The 15,564-nt window shown below is 64.7% G+C and carries 13 protein-coding genes and 1 pseudogene; 11 read left to right on the forward strand and 3 right to left on the reverse strand.

Going from position 1 to position 15,564, the window contains the following annotated elements; genetic code table 11:
* Positions 1-69: 69 nt before the first annotated feature.
* The 5 genes and pseudogenes from ACOHWE_RS13765 to ACOHWE_RS13785 all read left to right on the forward strand — a co-directional run.
* Positions 70-1,923 (forward strand): cytochrome c peroxidase, encoded by a 1,854-nt coding sequence (locus ACOHWE_RS13765; protein WP_420667173.1) that lies wholly within the window; start codon positions 70-72, stop codon positions 1,921-1,923.
* The gene (locus ACOHWE_RS13770; RefSeq protein ID WP_420667175.1) at positions 1,923-2,783 is read left to right on the forward strand and encodes a phosphate/phosphite/phosphonate ABC transporter substrate-binding protein; all 861 of its coding nucleotides are present in this window, start codon (positions 1,923-1,925) and stop codon (positions 2,781-2,783) included. Before ACOHWE_RS13765 ends, ACOHWE_RS13770 begins: the two co-directional genes overlap by 1 nt.
* A complete protein-coding gene (locus tag ACOHWE_RS13775; protein ID WP_420667177.1) occupies positions 2,780-3,550 on the forward strand; it encodes a phosphonate ABC transporter ATP-binding protein in 771 nt (256 codons plus the stop codon). Before ACOHWE_RS13770 ends, ACOHWE_RS13775 begins: the two co-directional genes overlap by 4 nt.
* Positions 3,550-4,293, forward strand: a complete 744-nt coding sequence (gene phnE / locus ACOHWE_RS13780) for a phosphonate ABC transporter, permease protein PhnE (RefSeq protein WP_420667178.1) — start codon at positions 3,550-3,552, stop codon at positions 4,291-4,293. Before ACOHWE_RS13775 ends, phnE begins: the two co-directional genes overlap by 1 nt.
* Before the next feature lie 53 nt (positions 4,294-4,346).
* Positions 4,347-4,607: pseudogene (locus ACOHWE_RS13785) on the forward strand (transposase); the annotation flags it as partial.
* Between the two features lie 276 nt (positions 4,608-4,883).
* Here the strand turns inward: ACOHWE_RS13785 and ACOHWE_RS13790 are convergent.
* The 3 genes from ACOHWE_RS13790 to ACOHWE_RS13800 are packed head-to-tail and all read right to left on the reverse strand — an operon-like array spanning position 4,884 to position 7,801.
* The gene (locus ACOHWE_RS13790; protein ID WP_420667179.1) at positions 4,884-5,657 is read right to left on the reverse strand and encodes a TIM barrel protein; all 774 of its coding nucleotides are present in this window, start codon (positions 5,655-5,657) and stop codon (positions 4,884-4,886) included.
* 2 nt (positions 5,658-5,659) lie between these two features.
* A complete protein-coding gene (gene iolG, locus ACOHWE_RS13795) occupies positions 5,660-6,661 on the reverse strand; it encodes an inositol 2-dehydrogenase (protein WP_420667181.1) in 1,002 nt (333 codons plus the stop codon).
* A gap of 24 nt (positions 6,662-6,685) precedes the next feature.
* The gene (locus ACOHWE_RS13800; RefSeq protein ID WP_420667182.1) at positions 6,686-7,801 is read right to left on the reverse strand and encodes a Gfo/Idh/MocA family protein; all 1,116 of its coding nucleotides are present in this window, start codon (positions 7,799-7,801) and stop codon (positions 6,686-6,688) included.
* 80 nt (positions 7,802-7,881) lie between these two features.
* On the opposite strand from ACOHWE_RS13800, the gene ACOHWE_RS13805 reads away from it, so the two are divergent.
* The 6 genes from ACOHWE_RS13805 (at position 7,882) to iolD (ending at position 15,559) form a co-directional block, all read left to right on the forward strand.
* A complete protein-coding gene (locus tag ACOHWE_RS13805) occupies positions 7,882-8,712 on the forward strand; it encodes a MurR/RpiR family transcriptional regulator (RefSeq protein ID WP_420667184.1) in 831 nt (276 codons plus the stop codon).
* A 162-nt stretch (positions 8,713-8,874) separates the two neighbouring features.
* Complete coding sequence (locus ACOHWE_RS13810) at positions 8,875-9,801, forward strand: sugar ABC transporter substrate-binding protein (protein WP_420667185.1); 927 nt, start codon at positions 8,875-8,877, stop codon at positions 9,799-9,801.
* An 89-nt stretch (positions 9,802-9,890) separates the two neighbouring features.
* Positions 9,891-10,997 (forward strand): ABC transporter permease, encoded by a 1,107-nt coding sequence (locus ACOHWE_RS13815; RefSeq protein WP_420667187.1) that lies wholly within the window; start codon positions 9,891-9,893, stop codon positions 10,995-10,997.
* 1 nt (position 10,998) lies between these two features.
* Positions 10,999-11,820 carry an ATP-binding cassette domain-containing protein gene (locus ACOHWE_RS13820; protein ID WP_420667189.1) on the forward strand — a complete coding sequence of 274 codons (822 nt, stop codon included), beginning with the start codon at positions 10,999-11,001 and terminating at the stop codon, positions 11,818-11,820.
* On the forward strand, positions 11,820-13,733 hold the full coding sequence (locus ACOHWE_RS13825; protein ID WP_420667191.1) for a bifunctional 5-dehydro-2-deoxygluconokinase/5-dehydro-2-deoxyphosphogluconate aldolase: 1,914 nt from the start codon (positions 11,820-11,822) through the stop codon (positions 13,731-13,733). Before ACOHWE_RS13820 ends, ACOHWE_RS13825 begins: the two co-directional genes overlap by 1 nt.
* Complete coding sequence (iolD, locus tag ACOHWE_RS13830) at positions 13,730-15,559, forward strand: 3D-(3,5/4)-trihydroxycyclohexane-1,2-dione acylhydrolase (decyclizing) (RefSeq protein ID WP_420667192.1); 1,830 nt, start codon at positions 13,730-13,732, stop codon at positions 15,557-15,559. The genes ACOHWE_RS13825 and iolD overlap by 4 nt, the downstream gene beginning before the upstream one ends.
* The last annotated feature ends 5 nt before the right edge of the window (positions 15,560-15,564 follow it).

Consider the following 15,564-nt stretch of genomic DNA (forward strand, 5'->3'; position numbering starts at 1 on the left):
CGAGGGGCTTGACAACAACATAGAGGTTCCTACAGAATTTAGCCAAGGCTAATATTTGTAGGCTGGACCATGAAACACCTGATCGCATCCGCCCTGATAGGCCTGCTTCCGCTGAGTGCGGCGGCCACGGCTATTGAAGAAGCCCCCTGGGCGCCGCGGGCCGCCGCCTACAGGCTGAGCCTGTTCATGGCGAACCTGACGCCGGTTCCCTGGGACAAGATCGAACAGAACTGGACCGCTCAGGCGCCTGGCAGTGCGCTGGCGGCGAATGCGCTGTCGCGAGTCTCGGAAGAGGACGCGCGGAGTATCCGCGCGGCGCTGGAGGCGGAAGACCGGCAGGCGCTGTTCGCTGCCGCAACAACGGCATTGGCCAATGGCATGCTGCAGCATTTGAAAGCGGCCGAGGCCGTCCTGGGCCAGCCTGAAGCAGGATTTGAGGTTGCGCAGGCTGCGGCGCTGTTCCGGGCGTTTGAGGACGGCATTCAGGCGGCGGACAAGCAGGCAGCGCGCGATCTGGGCCGGGCCTGGCTTGTACTGAACTCCTCGCTGGGGAGTGCCGGTGTTCTGGGCACTGGCGCGCAGGCTGCGGACACGGCGCGGTTTGCCAAGGCACAAGCTGTCATCGCGGGCTACATCGGGGCCAACTATCTGCCCGCTGCCTTTGCAGAGCGCGGCAAGCTGACTCCAGTGCCGGAAACAGCGGTGCGCGCAGGCACGCCGGTGGTGCTGCCGGCCACTCTGCCGCCGGGTTCCAATATCGCCGATCAGCGCGAGCTGCCGCGGCTGGTGCTGCAGTTCGAAGAGGCTGGCGAGGATGAGGCCAACCTGCCGCTGGTGGCCTATGGCGACATGCTGTTCGACAGCCCCGAGATCTTTGGCTACCCCGCGCGCGATCTGGGGATTGCCTGCTCCACCTGCCACAACCGGTCGGATGTGAACCGGGATCTCTTCATTCCAGGCCTGTCGCGCCATGCCGGAGGGATCGATGTGGACAGTTCCTTCTTCAACCCGCTGTTCAATGACCGGGAGGACGATCATCTGGACACGCCGTCGATGCGCGGCATTCGTTTTACCGCGCCTTATGGGCGTGACGGGCGCGAGCCGAGCCTGCGGCAGTTTGTGCGCAATGTGATCGTGACCGAATTTGCCGGGGCGGAACCGACGCCGTTTCAGCTGGACGCAATGGTGGCCTACTTGCGCGCCTTTGACTTTCTGCCCAACCCGCTGATCGACCAAGCCGGGCGGCTGACGGACATGGCATCCGAGGCTGCGAGGCGCGGCGAAGCCCTGTTCAACACGGGATTTGCCGGGCTTGGGGACAGGTCTTGCGCCTCCTGCCACACACCGGACCGGTTCTTCCGGGACGGGCAGACCTATGACATCGGCTTGGCTGAGCCGCCGTTCCCGGGCGGCACCGCAACCGCGTTCGAAACCCCGACCCTGCGCAATGTCAACTTTACCGCGCCGTACATGCATGACGGCTCATTGCCGACATTGGCGAGCGTAGTGGACTGGTTCAACGAGACCAAGGATCTGGGCCTGGATGCCGAACAGCGCGCCGATCTGACCGCCTATCTGCAGGCAGTGGGGGACGGCGAAGAGCCCTACCAGCGCTTTGAAGGCCGCGACAGCGTGTTCCGCCTGTCGTGGGAGGAACTCACCACGTTTGCCTCGACGCTGGATACGCTGATCCCAATGCGGGATGCTGAGAACATCGCCGTGCTGATTGACACCGTTGCGCCGGACCTGGCGGCGGATGCCAGCGTGATGACCAATCAGGGCGCCAAGCCTGACATCTACCGGTTTGCCGCAGTTTTACGGGCGGTTGGCGATGCCAGCGCCGCGGGTGACTGGGCTGAGGCCGGCCACCAGTGGGAGACTTTCAAAGCCATGCAGGCCGAGATTGACGAGAGGATGTTCTGATGCTTTCCCGCCGTAACTTTATGACTGCCGCTGCTGCCGTCCTCGCAGCGCCTGCAATGGCCGCCGCGGACGAAGGACTGAAACTCGCCTTCATTCCGCAGGAAAACCCGGAGAAGCTGCTGGGGGATGTCGAGACGATCACCACGTGGCTGTCTCAACAGCTGGAGGTTCCGGTTACCGGCTTTGTTACCTTTGACCACGCTGCGGCGATCGAGGCACTGCGAAATGGCGATGCCGATATCTCGTTCATGGGCGCCTTGCCCTTTGTGCTGGCGGAAGACCAGATCGGGGCCGTGCCGCTCCTGTCAGAGGTCTACCGCGGCCAGCCCAGCTATGCGGGCCGGGTGTTTGTGCGCAAGGACAGCGGTATCGAGACATTGGCAGACCTGCAGGGCCGCGACATTGCCTTTGCCGATCCAGTGTCGGAATCCGGTTACCTCTATCCGCTGGACCTGTTTGTGCGGGAAGGGCTGGTGGCCGATGCTGGTGATGCGGACCGGTTTTTTGGCCAGAAGTTCTTTGCAGGCGGCTATCAGCAGGCAATGCAAGCTATGGCCAATGGGCTGGTGGATGCCGCGGGTGCAAGCCAGTTCGCCGATCTCTACCTGACGCCCGAACAGCAGGCAGAGGTCAAGGTGCTGGGCGAAAGCGAACAGATTCCCAGCCATGCCGTCATTGCCCGGCCTGGTCTCGATGCAGGTCTGCAGGGCCGCTTCGTGGACGCCATGCTGCGCCTGAACCAGGCTGAGAACCGGTATTTGCTGGCCTATCTCTACGGCCCTGACGGTTATGTGGCAGCTGATCCCACGGCCTATGACGGAGTCCGGCAGATGGCGCGCCGCTATGGCTATTTGAAATGACCCAGGCGCTTTCCCTCCATGCAGTGTCGCATTGTTTCGACGGCTCCCAGGCCCTGCAAGACGTATCGTTGCAGGTGGCGCCGGGGGAATGCGTAGCCTTGCTGGGGGCTTCGGGTGCCGGAAAGTCGACCTTGCTGGCCTTGCTGGACGGGCGGGTCCGCGGGTGGCGCGGCCGGGCTGAGGTGCTGGGCAACCGGCTTCCGAATAACCGGTCACCAGCGCGTGAAACCCGCTTGAAGACCGGCTTTATCTTTCAGGAGTTCGCGCTGGTCGACCGGCAGAGCGTTTACCAGAATGTGATGAACGGGCGGCTGGGGCGCATGCGTATCTGGCCTTCGCTATGGGGGCGCTACGGTGCGCAGGATCACCTCAAGACGGCCACTGCACTGAAAGACACAGGCCTGACTGAGCTGGCGCAGCGCCGCGCAGATCAGCTTTCGGGCGGGCAGCGCCAGAGGGTGGCCATCGCCCGCTGCCTGGCGCAGGAGCCTGAACTGATCCTGGCGGATGAACCGGTCAGCAACCTCGATCCGGCGCATGCCGAGCGCATCCTGGAACTGATCACCGATGCGGCGCGAAAGCGCGGCATCGCCGTTGTCTTCAGTTCGCATCAGCCAGATCTGTCACGGCGCTTTGCCGGCCGCATCGTTGGACTGCGGGCAGGGGCGGTGCTGTTTGACAAACCCTCCGCGATGGTCGGGAACGATGACATCAGCAAATTGTACCACGGCACCGCGCCAGGTGCCGGATTGCGGGTGGTTGGCTGATGAGCCGCGCCTTAGTTTGGGGCGCACTTGGGCTGGCGGTGCTGTGGGCCGCGGGAAACGCTGATATCGGTTTGGACAAACTGCCCGGCGCGGGGCTGCGGCTGGCGGAATTCCTGGGCCGGATGATGCCGCCGGATCTTTCGGTCTGGCCGGAAGTCCTGACAGGCCTCGCAGAGACACTGAGGATCGCCATTCTGGGAACGCTGTTTGCGGTCGTGCTGTCCGCGGGGCTTGCCGTGCTTGCGTCTGAGACACTGGTGCCCGCAGCCATCTGGCGTCCGGTGCGGGCGCTGCTGGCGGTGATCCGGTCGATTCCTATAATCCTGGTGGGGATGCTGATGGTGGGGGCTGTGGGGCTCGGCCCGCTGCCCGGTATTCTTGCAATCACTTTTCATGCCACGGGCATGCTGGCGAAATTCTATGCCGAAGCAATCGACAATGTCGGTGCCGCTCCGCTAGCTGCACTGGAGAGCGCAGGCGCCAGCCGGGCGCAACTGCTGCGGTGGGGAATCTGGCCTCAGATGGCGCCGGTAGTGCTGCGCGACACCGTCTTCCGGTTTGAACTGAACCTCCGCGAAAGCCTGATCCTAGGCATCGTTGGCGCCGGCGGCGTCGGGCTGTACGTTCAGACCTACGTGCGCTCGTTCCAGTACGACAAGGCAGCAACCGTCACGCTTGCAATCATCGGACTGGTACTATTGTCCGAAGGGCTGAACGCGATCTTGCAAAGGCGCTTCTCATGAACCGTCAGGCCTTAGGGTCGGGCCCCATTGATTTCCGCTGACCGGCATGAACCATCGTTCCAAAATCGAGCGGTGGCACGTCTGGCCTCTACCGGCTGTGCGACGCGCAGATGGCGCGCCTTGAACCCTATTTTCCGAACTCCCACGGCAAGCCCCGCGCCGGTGACCGGCGTGTCCTGAGTGGAACTACTTTTATCAATCGCAGTGGATTACGGTGGCAGGATTCCCCCAAGGTATGCGGCCCGCACAAGACCCTGCACAACAGTTGGAAGCGGTGGAGCGACAAGGGGGTATTTGCGCAGATCCTGGTTGGTCCATCGGGAAACTGCTGAAGTGTCATTGCACCTGGCGCGCCGGAAGCGCGGCGCCGGGGTCTTGCCATTCGGCGCGCCCGGCCGTTTTCCGTCGGATATAGAGCAGCTCTTGGTTCCTCAGCTTAGGGCGCATCAGGGCAATTCCGATAACTGCAGGTCGTTCTGTTTCCACGGAGCCTTCTCCCATCCGTCTCAATAACGGGCCTGGCTGCAAGCATTGCAGGCCAGAGCACGATCTGTTGCGGCCTGAAGCGAATTGGGTGTTCGAAGGTGGATTCAAACGGAGAATGCAGTCTTGAAGGCAAGAAGCGCTGCTTCCTCATCGCCAGAAGCAAATGCCTCCATCCCAACCGGGCCAGAGTATCCCATAGCAGCAAGCGCGCGGGCGATACCGGCATAGTTGATCTCCCCCGTGCCCGGTTCACAGCGGCCGGGCACATCGGCGACTTGGATTTCCCCGGTCCAGGGCAAGCAGGCCCGGCATAGTTCGATCAGATTCCCTTCGCCGATCTGCGCGTGGTAGAGATCCAAGTTTAACCTCAGCTCGGGCCGGTCGATGGCGGAGACCAGCGCGAGGGTTTCTTCCGCGCGGGCAAAGGGCACGCCCGCGTGATCCACCGGCAGGTTGAGGTTTTCCAGCGTGAAGACCACATCCAGCTCCGCGGCCAGGTCACAGATCCGGTTCAGCGTGTCCAGCGCCTTTACCCATTTGAGCGGAGTGGTGGCTTCCGCCTTCTTTGGCCTGCCGCCATCGCCAAGGCCGGTGCCGTGCAGGTTCAGCCGCGCGACGCCGAGGCGCTTGCCCACCAGCGCGGTCTCCCGGGCCGAGGATAGCAGCATCGCCGCGCCCTCATCGTCGGCCAGACGCCCTTCAAGGTACCCGTTCATGATTGAGAAGGTGGCACCGGAGGCCTCCAGCTTGGCCAAGTCATGATCCGGCCAGTTCCACAGGCCGACGTGAAACCCCATCTCCTTCAGCCGTGCACAGCGCCACTCGATCGGCTTGTCACGCCACAGCATCTCCGCGCAGGCGGCAAGGGTGAAACCCATTGTCACGCCCCCGTGAGGTCAGAGGTGATCTCTACTGGCCGTCCCTCCGACAAAGAGCGGTTCGCGGCCTCGGCCAATGCCAGCGCATTTACCCCGTCCTGGATCGAGGCGGGAACCGGCTTGCCTTCAGCAACCGCATCGACGAAGGCGGACCATTCAACCGCATATGCACGCATGTAGCGTTCGAGGAAGAAATAGACCGGCTTGGCCGAGACCGTACCGGCGGTGGTGGACTTCACCACGGTGTTTTCCAGTTCGTTCTCCGCCGCCAAGGTCCCTTCCGATCCAAGAACCTCCACCCGCTGGTCATAACCATAGGGCGCGCGGCGGGAGTTGCGGATGGTGGCGATGCGCCCATCGGCGTAGGTCAGCACCACCACGGCAGTGTCGATGTCGCCCGCAGCGCCGATCTCGGGATCGACCAGGCAGGAACCATGCGCCATAACTGACTGCGGCATGCCAAAGAGGAAGGCGCACATGTCAAAATCATGGATCATCATGTCCCGGTAAAGCCCGCCGGAGACCTTGATGTAGCTTACCGGAGGCGGCGCCGGGTCATAAGAGGTGATGGCAAGCAATTCGCCCTTGCCCACTTCACCGGCATCAAGCGCGGCCTTGAGCGCAGCGAAATTCGGGTCGAACCGGCGGTTGAAACCCATCATCATCGGCTTGTCGTGCCCGGCGGCGGTTCTGCGGATCTGCAGCGCGCGCTCCAGCGACAGGTCGATGGGTTTCTCGCAGAAGATCGCCTTGCCTGCCTTCACACCCGCCTCGATCAGCTCAGCGTGGGTGTTGGTGGAGGAGGCGATGAGGATGGCGTCGATGCTGGCATCCGCGAGAATTTCCTCGGGCGAGCGGACCGCGATGCCGTGTTCGCGGGCCAGCGCCTCGGCGGCGTCCTGCATCACGTCGGTGACGGCCACCAGCTGGGAGCGCGGGTCCGTCTTGATCGAGGCGGCATGGACCTTGCCAATGCGGCCTGCGCCGAAAAGTGCGACTTTCATGAGCGTTTTCCTTTCCCGGAATGATCAGAGAGTGACGCGGCGGCCTTCGCGGGCCGAAGTGTCGATAGCGTGGATGACGCGCTCGATCTCAAGCGCATCGGTGAAATTGGGGAACGTGTCCTGCCCGGCGGCAATCGCGCGCAGGAAGGCGGCGGCCTCGATCGTCTTCAGGTCGCCAAAGCCAAGCTGGTGGCCGGGCGCGGGGCAGAAGGCGCTATAGGGCGCGTGCTCCGGCCCGGTCAGGATGGTTCGGAAGCCCTGCTGCGCCCGAGGGCCGTCGTTTGTGAAGAGCTTGAGCTCGTTCAGCCGCTCCTGGGCGAAGGTGATCATGCCCTTGGTGCCATGCACCTCCCAGTCGAGCGTGTTCTTGCGCCCCCAGGCTGAACGCGAGGTGCAAAGCGTGCCCTGCGCGCCGGTCTTGTAGCGGACAAGGGCGGAAGCGGTGTCCTCGTTCTCCACCGTGCCGCGTCCGGCGCCGTCCGGCAGGGGGCGGGTTTCGTGGATGATCTGGGTGTCCGCGATGAGGCTTTCGATGCCGCCCATCAGCACCTGCGACATGGACACCAGGTGGCAGCCGAGATCCCCCAGCGCGCCGAGGCCTGCGTCCGCGCGCTTGGCGCGCCAGGTCCAGGGCAGGTTCGGGTCGGCCTGGTAATCCTCGTCCACTTTGCCGCGGAAATGCACCACGCGGCCGATCACGCCTTCAGCGATCAGCGCGCGGGCATGGCTGATTGCCGGGTTGTGGATGTAATTGTAGCCCGCCATCGTCCGCACCCCGGCGGCGCGCGCGGCGGCTTCCATCTCCTGCGCGTCCTCCAGCGTGAGCGCCAGGGGCTTTTCGCAATGCACATGCTTGCCCGCCGCAATCGCGGCCAGCGCCATTTCCTTGTGCAGCCCGTTTGGCGTGGTGACCGAGACGATATCGACTTCCCGCGAGGCCACCAGCGCCCGCCAGTCGGCGGTAGCGGTCTCGAAACCGAACTGGGCGGCGTATTTCCGCGCCTCCGGCTCCGGGGTGTCGCACAGCATCGACAGCCGGACCTCCGGCAGGCCGCCAAAGACGGCGCCCGCGGAACGGTAAGCAAGCGCATGGGCCTTGCCCATGAACCCTGTGCCGATCAGACCTAGACGTAGAATCACGATTTCCTCCCTGGTGGAATTTTCATTCCATATTTGGTGATGAGGGATTAAGATGGACCTGTCAAGCAAGAGGGTTTCGAATGAGCGGAAACAGCGGAGAGCCAGCCGCGCCGGCGACGGTTACTGCGGCGATCGAGCGGCTGGATGAGATGATCGGGTCACTGCCGAAGCGGCTGAACCAATGCGCCGAGTTCACCCGGCGGCACCTGCATCTGATCGCGGTCTCGACCGTGTCGGACATGGCGAAGGCCTCCGGCGTGGCGCCATCGGTCTATATGCGGTTCTGCCAGGCCATCGGTTTTTCCGGCTATTCGGAAATGCAGGCCTTGTTCAGGGAGCGGTACACCAGCTTCCGCCCGGACTACGAGCAGCGCCTGGCAAGCCTCAGCCCGGAGGCCGCGCGCAACAGCGGGCAGCTGCTGGCGGAGTTTGCCGAAGCGGGCCATAAGTCCCTGATAGGAATTGGGAACTCCGTTGCAAATGAAGGGCTTATGAGAGTTGCTGATGGGTTGGCTGGGGCCCGGATAGTGCACCTGGCGGGCATGCGGCGGGCCTTTGCGGTGGTCAGCAATCTGGCTTATTTGCTGGGCAAACTGGACGTGCCCGCGGTGCTGCATTCGGATGCGGGCCATCTGGACAGCGCCCCGCTGCTGGCGCCGCAGGACGCCCTCTTCGCAGTGACCTTCGCGCCTTTCTCGGAGGAGACCATCGCGCTCGCCAAAGCGGCGCATGAGCGCGGTGTGAAGGTCTTCGGCCTGACGGATTCGGAAAAATGCCCGCTGTTCGAATTTGCCGCTGAGGTGCTGGTCGTGCGGGAGGATGAGGTGGCCGGTTTCCGGTCGCTCAACGCTTCCATTACGCTCACCACCGCACTGGCGGTTCTGGCTGGCGCGCAGCGCTGCGAACCTTGACGGATTGAATGGGAAATGGAATAAATGTTCCATGGGGGCGATTCGACCCCGAGCCGCGTCCACCGGCGGGAGGCCGGACAGGGATAGGGTGCCGCCAGCTGGCTGAAACAGGGCTGCGGTGCCCGGGGCCGGGCTTCCGGTCATTGCACAAGGGAGGAAACATTGAACACATTCTTTAAAACGGCGGCAGTCGCCGCAGGCATGGCCATCGCGGCCCCGGCGCTCGCGCAGGAGATCATCGTGGTGGCGCATGGCCAGGCGAACGACCCGTTTTGGTCGGTGGTGAAGAACGGCGTCGAAAAGGCGGCCGAGGACACCGGTGCCAGCGTCGACTTCCGATCGCCGGAGACCTTCGACATGGTGCAGATGAGCCAGCTGATCGATGCCGCCGTGAACCAGGAGCCCGACGGGCTGGTGGTTTCCATTCCTGACGCCGATGCGCTGGCGCCCTCGATCAAGCGTGCGGTGGATGCGGGCATCCCGGTGATCTCGATGAACTCCGGCTCCGACGTCTCCAAGGACCTCGGCGCACTGCTGCATGTCGGCCAGGATGAATATACCGCTGGCCAGGCCGCAGGCGAGAAGCTGGCGGAGATGGGCGGCGAGATCGGCATCTGCGTCAACCAGGAGGTCGGCAATGTGGCGCTCGACCTGCGCTGCGAAGGCTTTGCCGACGGGTTCGGCGGCTCCGTCGAGGTTATCCCGACCCAGAACGACCCGGCCGAGGTGGAAGCCAAGGTGAAGGCCGCTCTGGAAGCCAACCCGGACATCGACACAATCATGGGGCTCGGCGCGTCGCTGGTGGGCGAACCGTCCGTGCGCGCGGTGGAAGCTGTTGGGCGCACCGGCGAAGTCAACGTGGCGACCTTCGATCTCTCCGCAAGCTTCCTGGAAAGCGTTGCGGCGGGCAACGCGGCCTTCGCGATCGACCAGCAGCAGTTCTTGCAGGGCTACCTGCCGGTGGCCTTCCTCGCGCTCAACGCCAAGTTCGGTCTGATCCCGGGCGGCAACGTGCCGTCGGGCCCGAACCTCATCACCAAGGACAAGGCGTCCCAGGTGGTCGAGCTGAGCGCGCAGGGCATCCGCTAAGCCACTGAAGCGAAAAGCTGAACACGATTGGGGGCCGTGGCGTGCACCGCTGCGCCGCGGCCCCGCTGTATCTCAAGGAGGAGCACGTCATGGCCGACACGGCCCAAATCGTTCAGGACGAACGTCTGAAGAAGGAAGGGCTCGGCGCCCGGCTGATGAAACGCCCGGAGCTTGGCGCGATCGCCGGTGTGATCCTCGTGACGGCCTTCTTTCTCGCCACCGCCGACAGCGCCATGTTCACGTTGTCGGGCATCATGAACTTCATGACCCCCGCGGCGCAGCTCGGCATTCTCGCCATCGGCGCGGCGCTCCTGATGATCGGCGGCGAGTTCGACCTGTCGATCGGCTCGATGGTGGCCTTTGCGGGCCTCATCTTCGGCGCTTGCGTGGTGACGCTCGGACTGCCCTTGATCCTCGCCATTCCGCTGACCATGGCGGTGGCGGCCGGGCTGGGCGCGCTGAACGGGACGATCGTGCTGAAGACCGGGCTGCCGTCCTTTATCGTGACGCTGGCCTTCCTGTTCATCCTGCGCGGTGCCTCGCTGGTCGGGCTGAAGCTTGCCTCTGGCGGCTCCACCCAGCTGCGCGGCGTGCGCGACGCGGTCGAGGGCGACTGGCTGGCGCCCTTGTTCTCCGGCGATGCCTTCGGCGTGGTCTTTACCTGGCTGGCCGAGGCCGGCCTGATCGAAACCTTCAAGAGCGGTGCCCCCAAGGTGCGCGGCATCCCCGTCGAGATCCTGTGGTTCGTGGCGCTCGCGCTGGTGGCAACCTACGTGCTGCTGCGCACCCCGCAGGGCAACTGGATTTTTGCCTCCGGCGGTGACCGCGACGCGGCCTCCAACTCCGGTGTGCCGGTGCGCAAGGTCAAGGTCTCGCTGTTCATGGTAACGGCGATGTGCGGTGCGCTGGTGGCAATCATCACGGTGATGGACGCAGGCTCCACCGATGCCCGCCGCGGCTTCATGAAGGAATTCGAGGCCATCATCGCCGCGGTGATCGGCGGCTGCCTGCTGACCGGCGGCTACGGATCGGCCATCGGGGCCTTCTTCGGCGCCATCATCTTCGGCATGGTGACCATCGGCCTCACCTACACCGATTTCGACCAGGACTGGTTCCAGATCTTCCTGGGCGGCATGCTGCTGATCGCGGTGCTCTTCAATAACTACATCCGCAAGCGCGTGACGGGGGAGCGTTGAGATGACCCAGGACACGAAGTTCCACCATGGTGATCCGCAAGGCGAAACCAAGCCGATCATCGAAATGAAAGACATCGAAAAGCACTTCGGCAACATCATCGCGCTGGCCGGTGTCAGCTTCGAGGTGAAACCGGGTGAATGCCACTGCCTGCTGGGCGACAATGGCGCGGGGAAGTCGACCTTCATCAAGACCATGTCGGGCGTCCACAAGCCCACCAAGGGCAGCATCACAATCGACGGGCAGCCGATGAACTTCGACAGCCCCCGCGACGCGATGGAAGCGGGGATTGCCACCGTGTTCCAGGATCTTGCGATGATCCCTCTGATGAGCGTGACGCGCAACTTCTTCATGGGGCGCGAGCCGGTCAAGGGCCGCAAGCCCTTCCGCCGGATGGACATCGAGATGATGAACACGACCACCGTGGAAGAGATGCGCAAGATGGGCATCAACCTGCGCGGCCCCGATCAGGCGGTCGGCACGCTTTCGGGGGGCGAGCGCCAGACTGTGGCGATTGCCCGTGCGGTCTACTTCGGTGCGCGGGTGCTGATCCTGGACGAGCCGACCTCGGCGCTGGGGGTGCGGCAGACCTCCAACGTGCTTGCCACCATCGACCGGGTGCGCAAGCAGGGCGTCGGCGTGGTCTTCATCAGCCACAACGTGCGCCACGCCCTGGCCGTGGGCGACCGCTTCACGGTGCTTAACCGCGGCAAGACGCTGGGCACTGCCAAGCGCGGCGAGATCACCCCCGAGGAACTGCAGGACCTGATGGCGGGCGGGCAGGAATTGGCCCAGCTCGAAGGCTCGCTGGAGGGCACTGTCTGATGGCGAAGGATCTGGATCTCATCACCATCGGGCGTTCGTCGGTGGACCTCTACGGCGCGCAGGTGGGCGGCCGCCTGGAAGACATGCGCAGTTTCGAGAAATACGTGGGCGGCTCACCCACCAACATGGCCACCGGCACCGCCCGGCTGGGGCTGCGCTCGGCGCTGCTCACCAAAGTCGGCGACGAGCACATGGGCCGCTTCCTGCGCGAGGAGCTGGTGAAGGAAGGGGTTGATGTCACCGGTGTCCTCACCGACCCGGAGCGGCTGACGGCTTTGGTGCTGCTCGGCATCCGGGACGAAGAGCAGTTCCCGCTGATCTTCTACCGCGAGAACTGCGCCGACATGGCCCTGAGCGCGGATGACGTGGACGAGGGTTTCATCGCCCGTGCCCGGGCAGTGGTGGCCACCGGCACCCACCTCAGCAACCCCCGCACCGAGGCCGCGGTACTGAAGGCGCTGGAGCTCGCCCGCAAACACGGCGCGCAGACGGCGCTCGACATCGACTACCGGCCGAACCTCTGGGGGCTGTCGGGGCATGGCGATGGCGAGAACCGCTTCATCGCCTCCGAGGCGGTGACCGCCAAGCTGCAATCCACGCTGCACCTCTTCGACCTGATCGTCGGCACCGAGGAGGAGTTCCACATCGCCGGCGGCACCACCGATACGGTGGCCGCGTTGCGCGCGGTGCGTCAAGTCTCCGGCGCCACACTGGTCTGCAAACGCGGCGCGGCTGGCGCGGTGGCCTTCACCGGTGAAATTCCCGACGGTCTTGATACCGGAGAAACCGGCGAGGGCTTTCCCATCGAGGTCTTCAACGTGCTGGGCGCGGGCGATGGCTTCATGTCGGGCCTCCTGAAAGGCTGGCTTGATGGCGAAGACTGGCCCACAGCGCTGAAATACGCCAATGCCTGCGGTGCTTTCGCGGTCAGCCGCCATGGCTGCACGCCGGCCTATCCAACCTGGGAGGAACTGCAGTTTTTTCTCTCCCGCGGGGTGCGTGAGAAGGCGCTGCGCAAGGACCCGGAGCTGGAGCAGCTGCACTGGTCAACCACCCGCAAGGGCGATTGGAACGACATCCGCGTCTTTGCTTTCGATCACCGCAGCCAGATGGAGGAGATGGAGGGCGCAACACCGGAGCGGATCGGCGCATTCAAGGACCTCTGCCTGCAAGCGGCGGCGGCAAAGGCCACGGGGCAGGGCGGTCACGGCATTCTCTGCGACGGCCGCCTCGGCAAACGCGCGCTCTATGCGGCGGCGGGGCAGGGGCTGTGGATCGGCCGCCCGGTGGAATGGCCTGGCTCGCGCCCCCTGCGGCTGGAGCCGCAAGTGGGCGAGGATTGCGGCGGGCTGAAGGAATGGCCGGCGGATCACGTGGTCAAATGCCTCTGCTTCCCGCACCCGCAGGATGACGCGGCGATGTGGGAAGAGCAGATCGCAACCCTGCGCCGCCTGTTCCAGTCCTGCCGCCGCAACGGGCTCGAGTTCCTGCTGGAGGTCATCCCCTCGAAGGTGGGTCCGGTGGATGAGACCACCACCCCGGCGGTGATCCAGCGGATCTACGATGCGGGTATCTACCCCGACTGGTGGAAGCTGGAACCCTTCCGCACCGAGGCCGCCTGGGCCGCAAGCTGCGAGGCGATCGAACGCAATGACAAGCGCACCCGTGGCATTGTCGTGCTTGGCCTCGACGCGCCGGAGGCAGAGCTGCGCGAGAGCTTTGCGCTCGCCGTCCGCTTCCCGCTGGTGAAGGGCTTTGCGGTGGGCCGCACGATCTTCGGCCAGGCGGCGCGAGACTGGTTTGCCGGGCGCCTGGATGATGCGGGCGCCGTGGCGCGGATGAAGGACAACTACGCCCGTCTTTGCCACATCTGGGACGAGGCGCGGGCAAGCGTGGGAAAGGCTGCAGAATGACGACACTCCGTCTGACCGCCGCGCAGGCGATGGTGAAATACCTCGCCGCGCAACTGAACGAGGACGGCGAGCCTTTCCTCGCCGGCATCTGGGCGATCTTCGGCCACGGCAACGTGGCGGGCCTTGGCGAGGCGCTTCATGCGGAGCGCGAGAGCTTCCAAACCTACCGGGGCCACAACGAGCAGACCATGGCCCATGCCGCCATCGCTTATGCCAAGCAGTCGGCGCGCAGGCGGGCGATGGCGGTCACCTCCTCCATCGGGCCGGGTGCCACCAACATGGTGACGGCCGCAGCGCTCGCGCATGTGAACCGGCTGCCGCTGCTGCTAATCCCCGGCGATGTCTTTGCAGGCCGCGGCCCAGACCCCGTGCTGCAGCAAATAGAGGACTTCGGCGACGGCACCGTCAGCGTCAATGACTGCTTCAAACCGGTCAGCCGCTATTTCGACCGCATCACCCGGCCCGAGCAACTCTTGACCGCGCTGCCGCGCGCCTTCCGAACCATGACCGACCCCGTGGATTGCGGCCCGGTGACGCTGGCCTTCTGCCAGGACGTGCAGGCAGAGGCGTACGACTGGCCGGAAGCCTTCTTCGAGCCCAGGACCTGGCGCATCCGCCGGCCGCATCCCGATCCGGTGGAGCTGGAGCGGGTCGCGGCCATGCTGCGTGATGCCAAACGCCCGGTGATCGTCGCCGGCGGCGGGGTGCATTATGCCGGAGCTTGCGGCGCATTGCAGGGCTTTGCCGAGACGCATCAGATCCCCGTGGTCGAAAGCCAGGCGGGGAAGTCCGCTCTGGCTTGGGACCACCCGCTGAACCTCGGCCCCGTGGGAGTGACCGGCGCCGGCTCTGCCAACACGGTTTGCCGCGATGCGGATCTGGTGCTGGGCGTAGGGACACGGTTCCAGGACTTTACCACCGGCTCTTGGGCGCTGTTCCAGAACCCCGCGCGCAAGCTGGTCTCGCTCAACGTTGCGGCCTATGACGCGATGAAACACGGGGCGGAGCCCTTGTGCTGCGACGCGCTGGTCGGGCTGGAGAGGCTGGGCGAGGCGCTGGGCGGTCACGTCTTCGAGCCGCCCCTGCCGAGCCTGAAAGAGGTCTGGTTTGCCGCTGTCGACCCGCTCACCGACGCCCCGCGGGACGACAACCGGCTGCCCACCGACCAGCAGGTGATCGGCGCGGTGCAGCGTGCGTCCGGCCCCGGTACCGTGGTGATGTGCGCCGCGGGCACCATGCCTGGCGAGCTGCACAAGCTGTGGAAAGCCCCGCGCCCCGGTGCTTACCACATGGAGTACGGCTATTCCTGCATGGGCTATGAAATCGCGGGCGCCATCGGCATCAAGATGGCCGACCCCAGCCGCGACGTGGTCTGCATGATCGGCGATGGCAGCTACATGATGGCCAATTCCGAACTGGCAACGGCGGCGATGCTCGGTGTCGACGTCACCGTGGTGCTCACCGACAACCGCGGGTACGGCTGCATCAACCGGCTGCAGATGGGCACCGGCGGGGCGGAGTTCAACAATCTCCTCGACCATGCGCTCCACGTGAATCCGTCGAACATCGACTTTGCCGCCCATGCGGCTGCGATGGGCGCGGCGGCGGTGCATGTCTCCTCGATCGCGGAGCTGGAAGAGGCGCTGAGCCGGGCCAAGACCGCCACTGGGCCTTTTGTGGTGGTGATCGGCACCGACCCGTACCCCTCCACCCCCGATGGCGGCCATTGGTGGGACGTGGCGGTGCCCGAGGTCTCCACCCGTGAGGAGGTGCGTGCCAAACGCGCCGAGTACGAGAAGCAGATCAGGGCCCGGGCGCTGAATTAAAGCCC

This window comes from Cribrihabitans neustonicus (assembly GCF_048820895.1).
GTDB classification, from domain to species: Bacteria; Pseudomonadota; Alphaproteobacteria; order Rhodobacterales; family Rhodobacteraceae; genus Cribrihabitans_A; species Cribrihabitans_A neustonicus.

Coding starts and splice junctions, on each gene's coding strand:
- ACOHWE_RS13765 (WP_420667173.1), top strand. CDS start 70: ATGAAACACCTGATCGCATCCGCCCTGATAGGCCTGCTTCCGCTGAGT.
- ACOHWE_RS13770 (WP_420667175.1), top strand. CDS start 1,923: ATGCTTTCCCGCCGTAACTTTATGACTGCCGCTGCTGCCGTCCTCGCA.
- ACOHWE_RS13775 (WP_420667177.1), top strand. CDS start 2,780: ATGACCCAGGCGCTTTCCCTCCATGCAGTGTCGCATTGTTTCGACGGC.
- phnE (WP_420667178.1), top strand. CDS start 3,550: ATGAGCCGCGCCTTAGTTTGGGGCGCACTTGGGCTGGCGGTGCTGTGG.
- ACOHWE_RS13790 (WP_420667179.1), bottom strand. CDS start 5,657: ATGGGTTTCACCCTTGCCGCCTGCGCGGAGATGCTGTGGCGTGACAAG.
- iolG (WP_420667181.1), bottom strand. CDS start 6,661: ATGAAAGTCGCACTTTTCGGCGCAGGCCGCATTGGCAAGGTCCATGCC.
- ACOHWE_RS13805 (WP_420667184.1), top strand. CDS start 7,882: ATGAGCGGAAACAGCGGAGAGCCAGCCGCGCCGGCGACGGTTACTGCG.
- ACOHWE_RS13815 (WP_420667187.1), top strand. CDS start 9,891: ATGGCCGACACGGCCCAAATCGTTCAGGACGAACGTCTGAAGAAGGAA.
- ACOHWE_RS13820 (WP_420667189.1), top strand. CDS start 10,999: ATGACCCAGGACACGAAGTTCCACCATGGTGATCCGCAAGGCGAAACC.
- ACOHWE_RS13825 (WP_420667191.1), top strand. CDS start 11,820: ATGGCGAAGGATCTGGATCTCATCACCATCGGGCGTTCGTCGGTGGAC.
- iolD (WP_420667192.1), top strand. CDS start 13,730: ATGACGACACTCCGTCTGACCGCCGCGCAGGCGATGGTGAAATACCTC.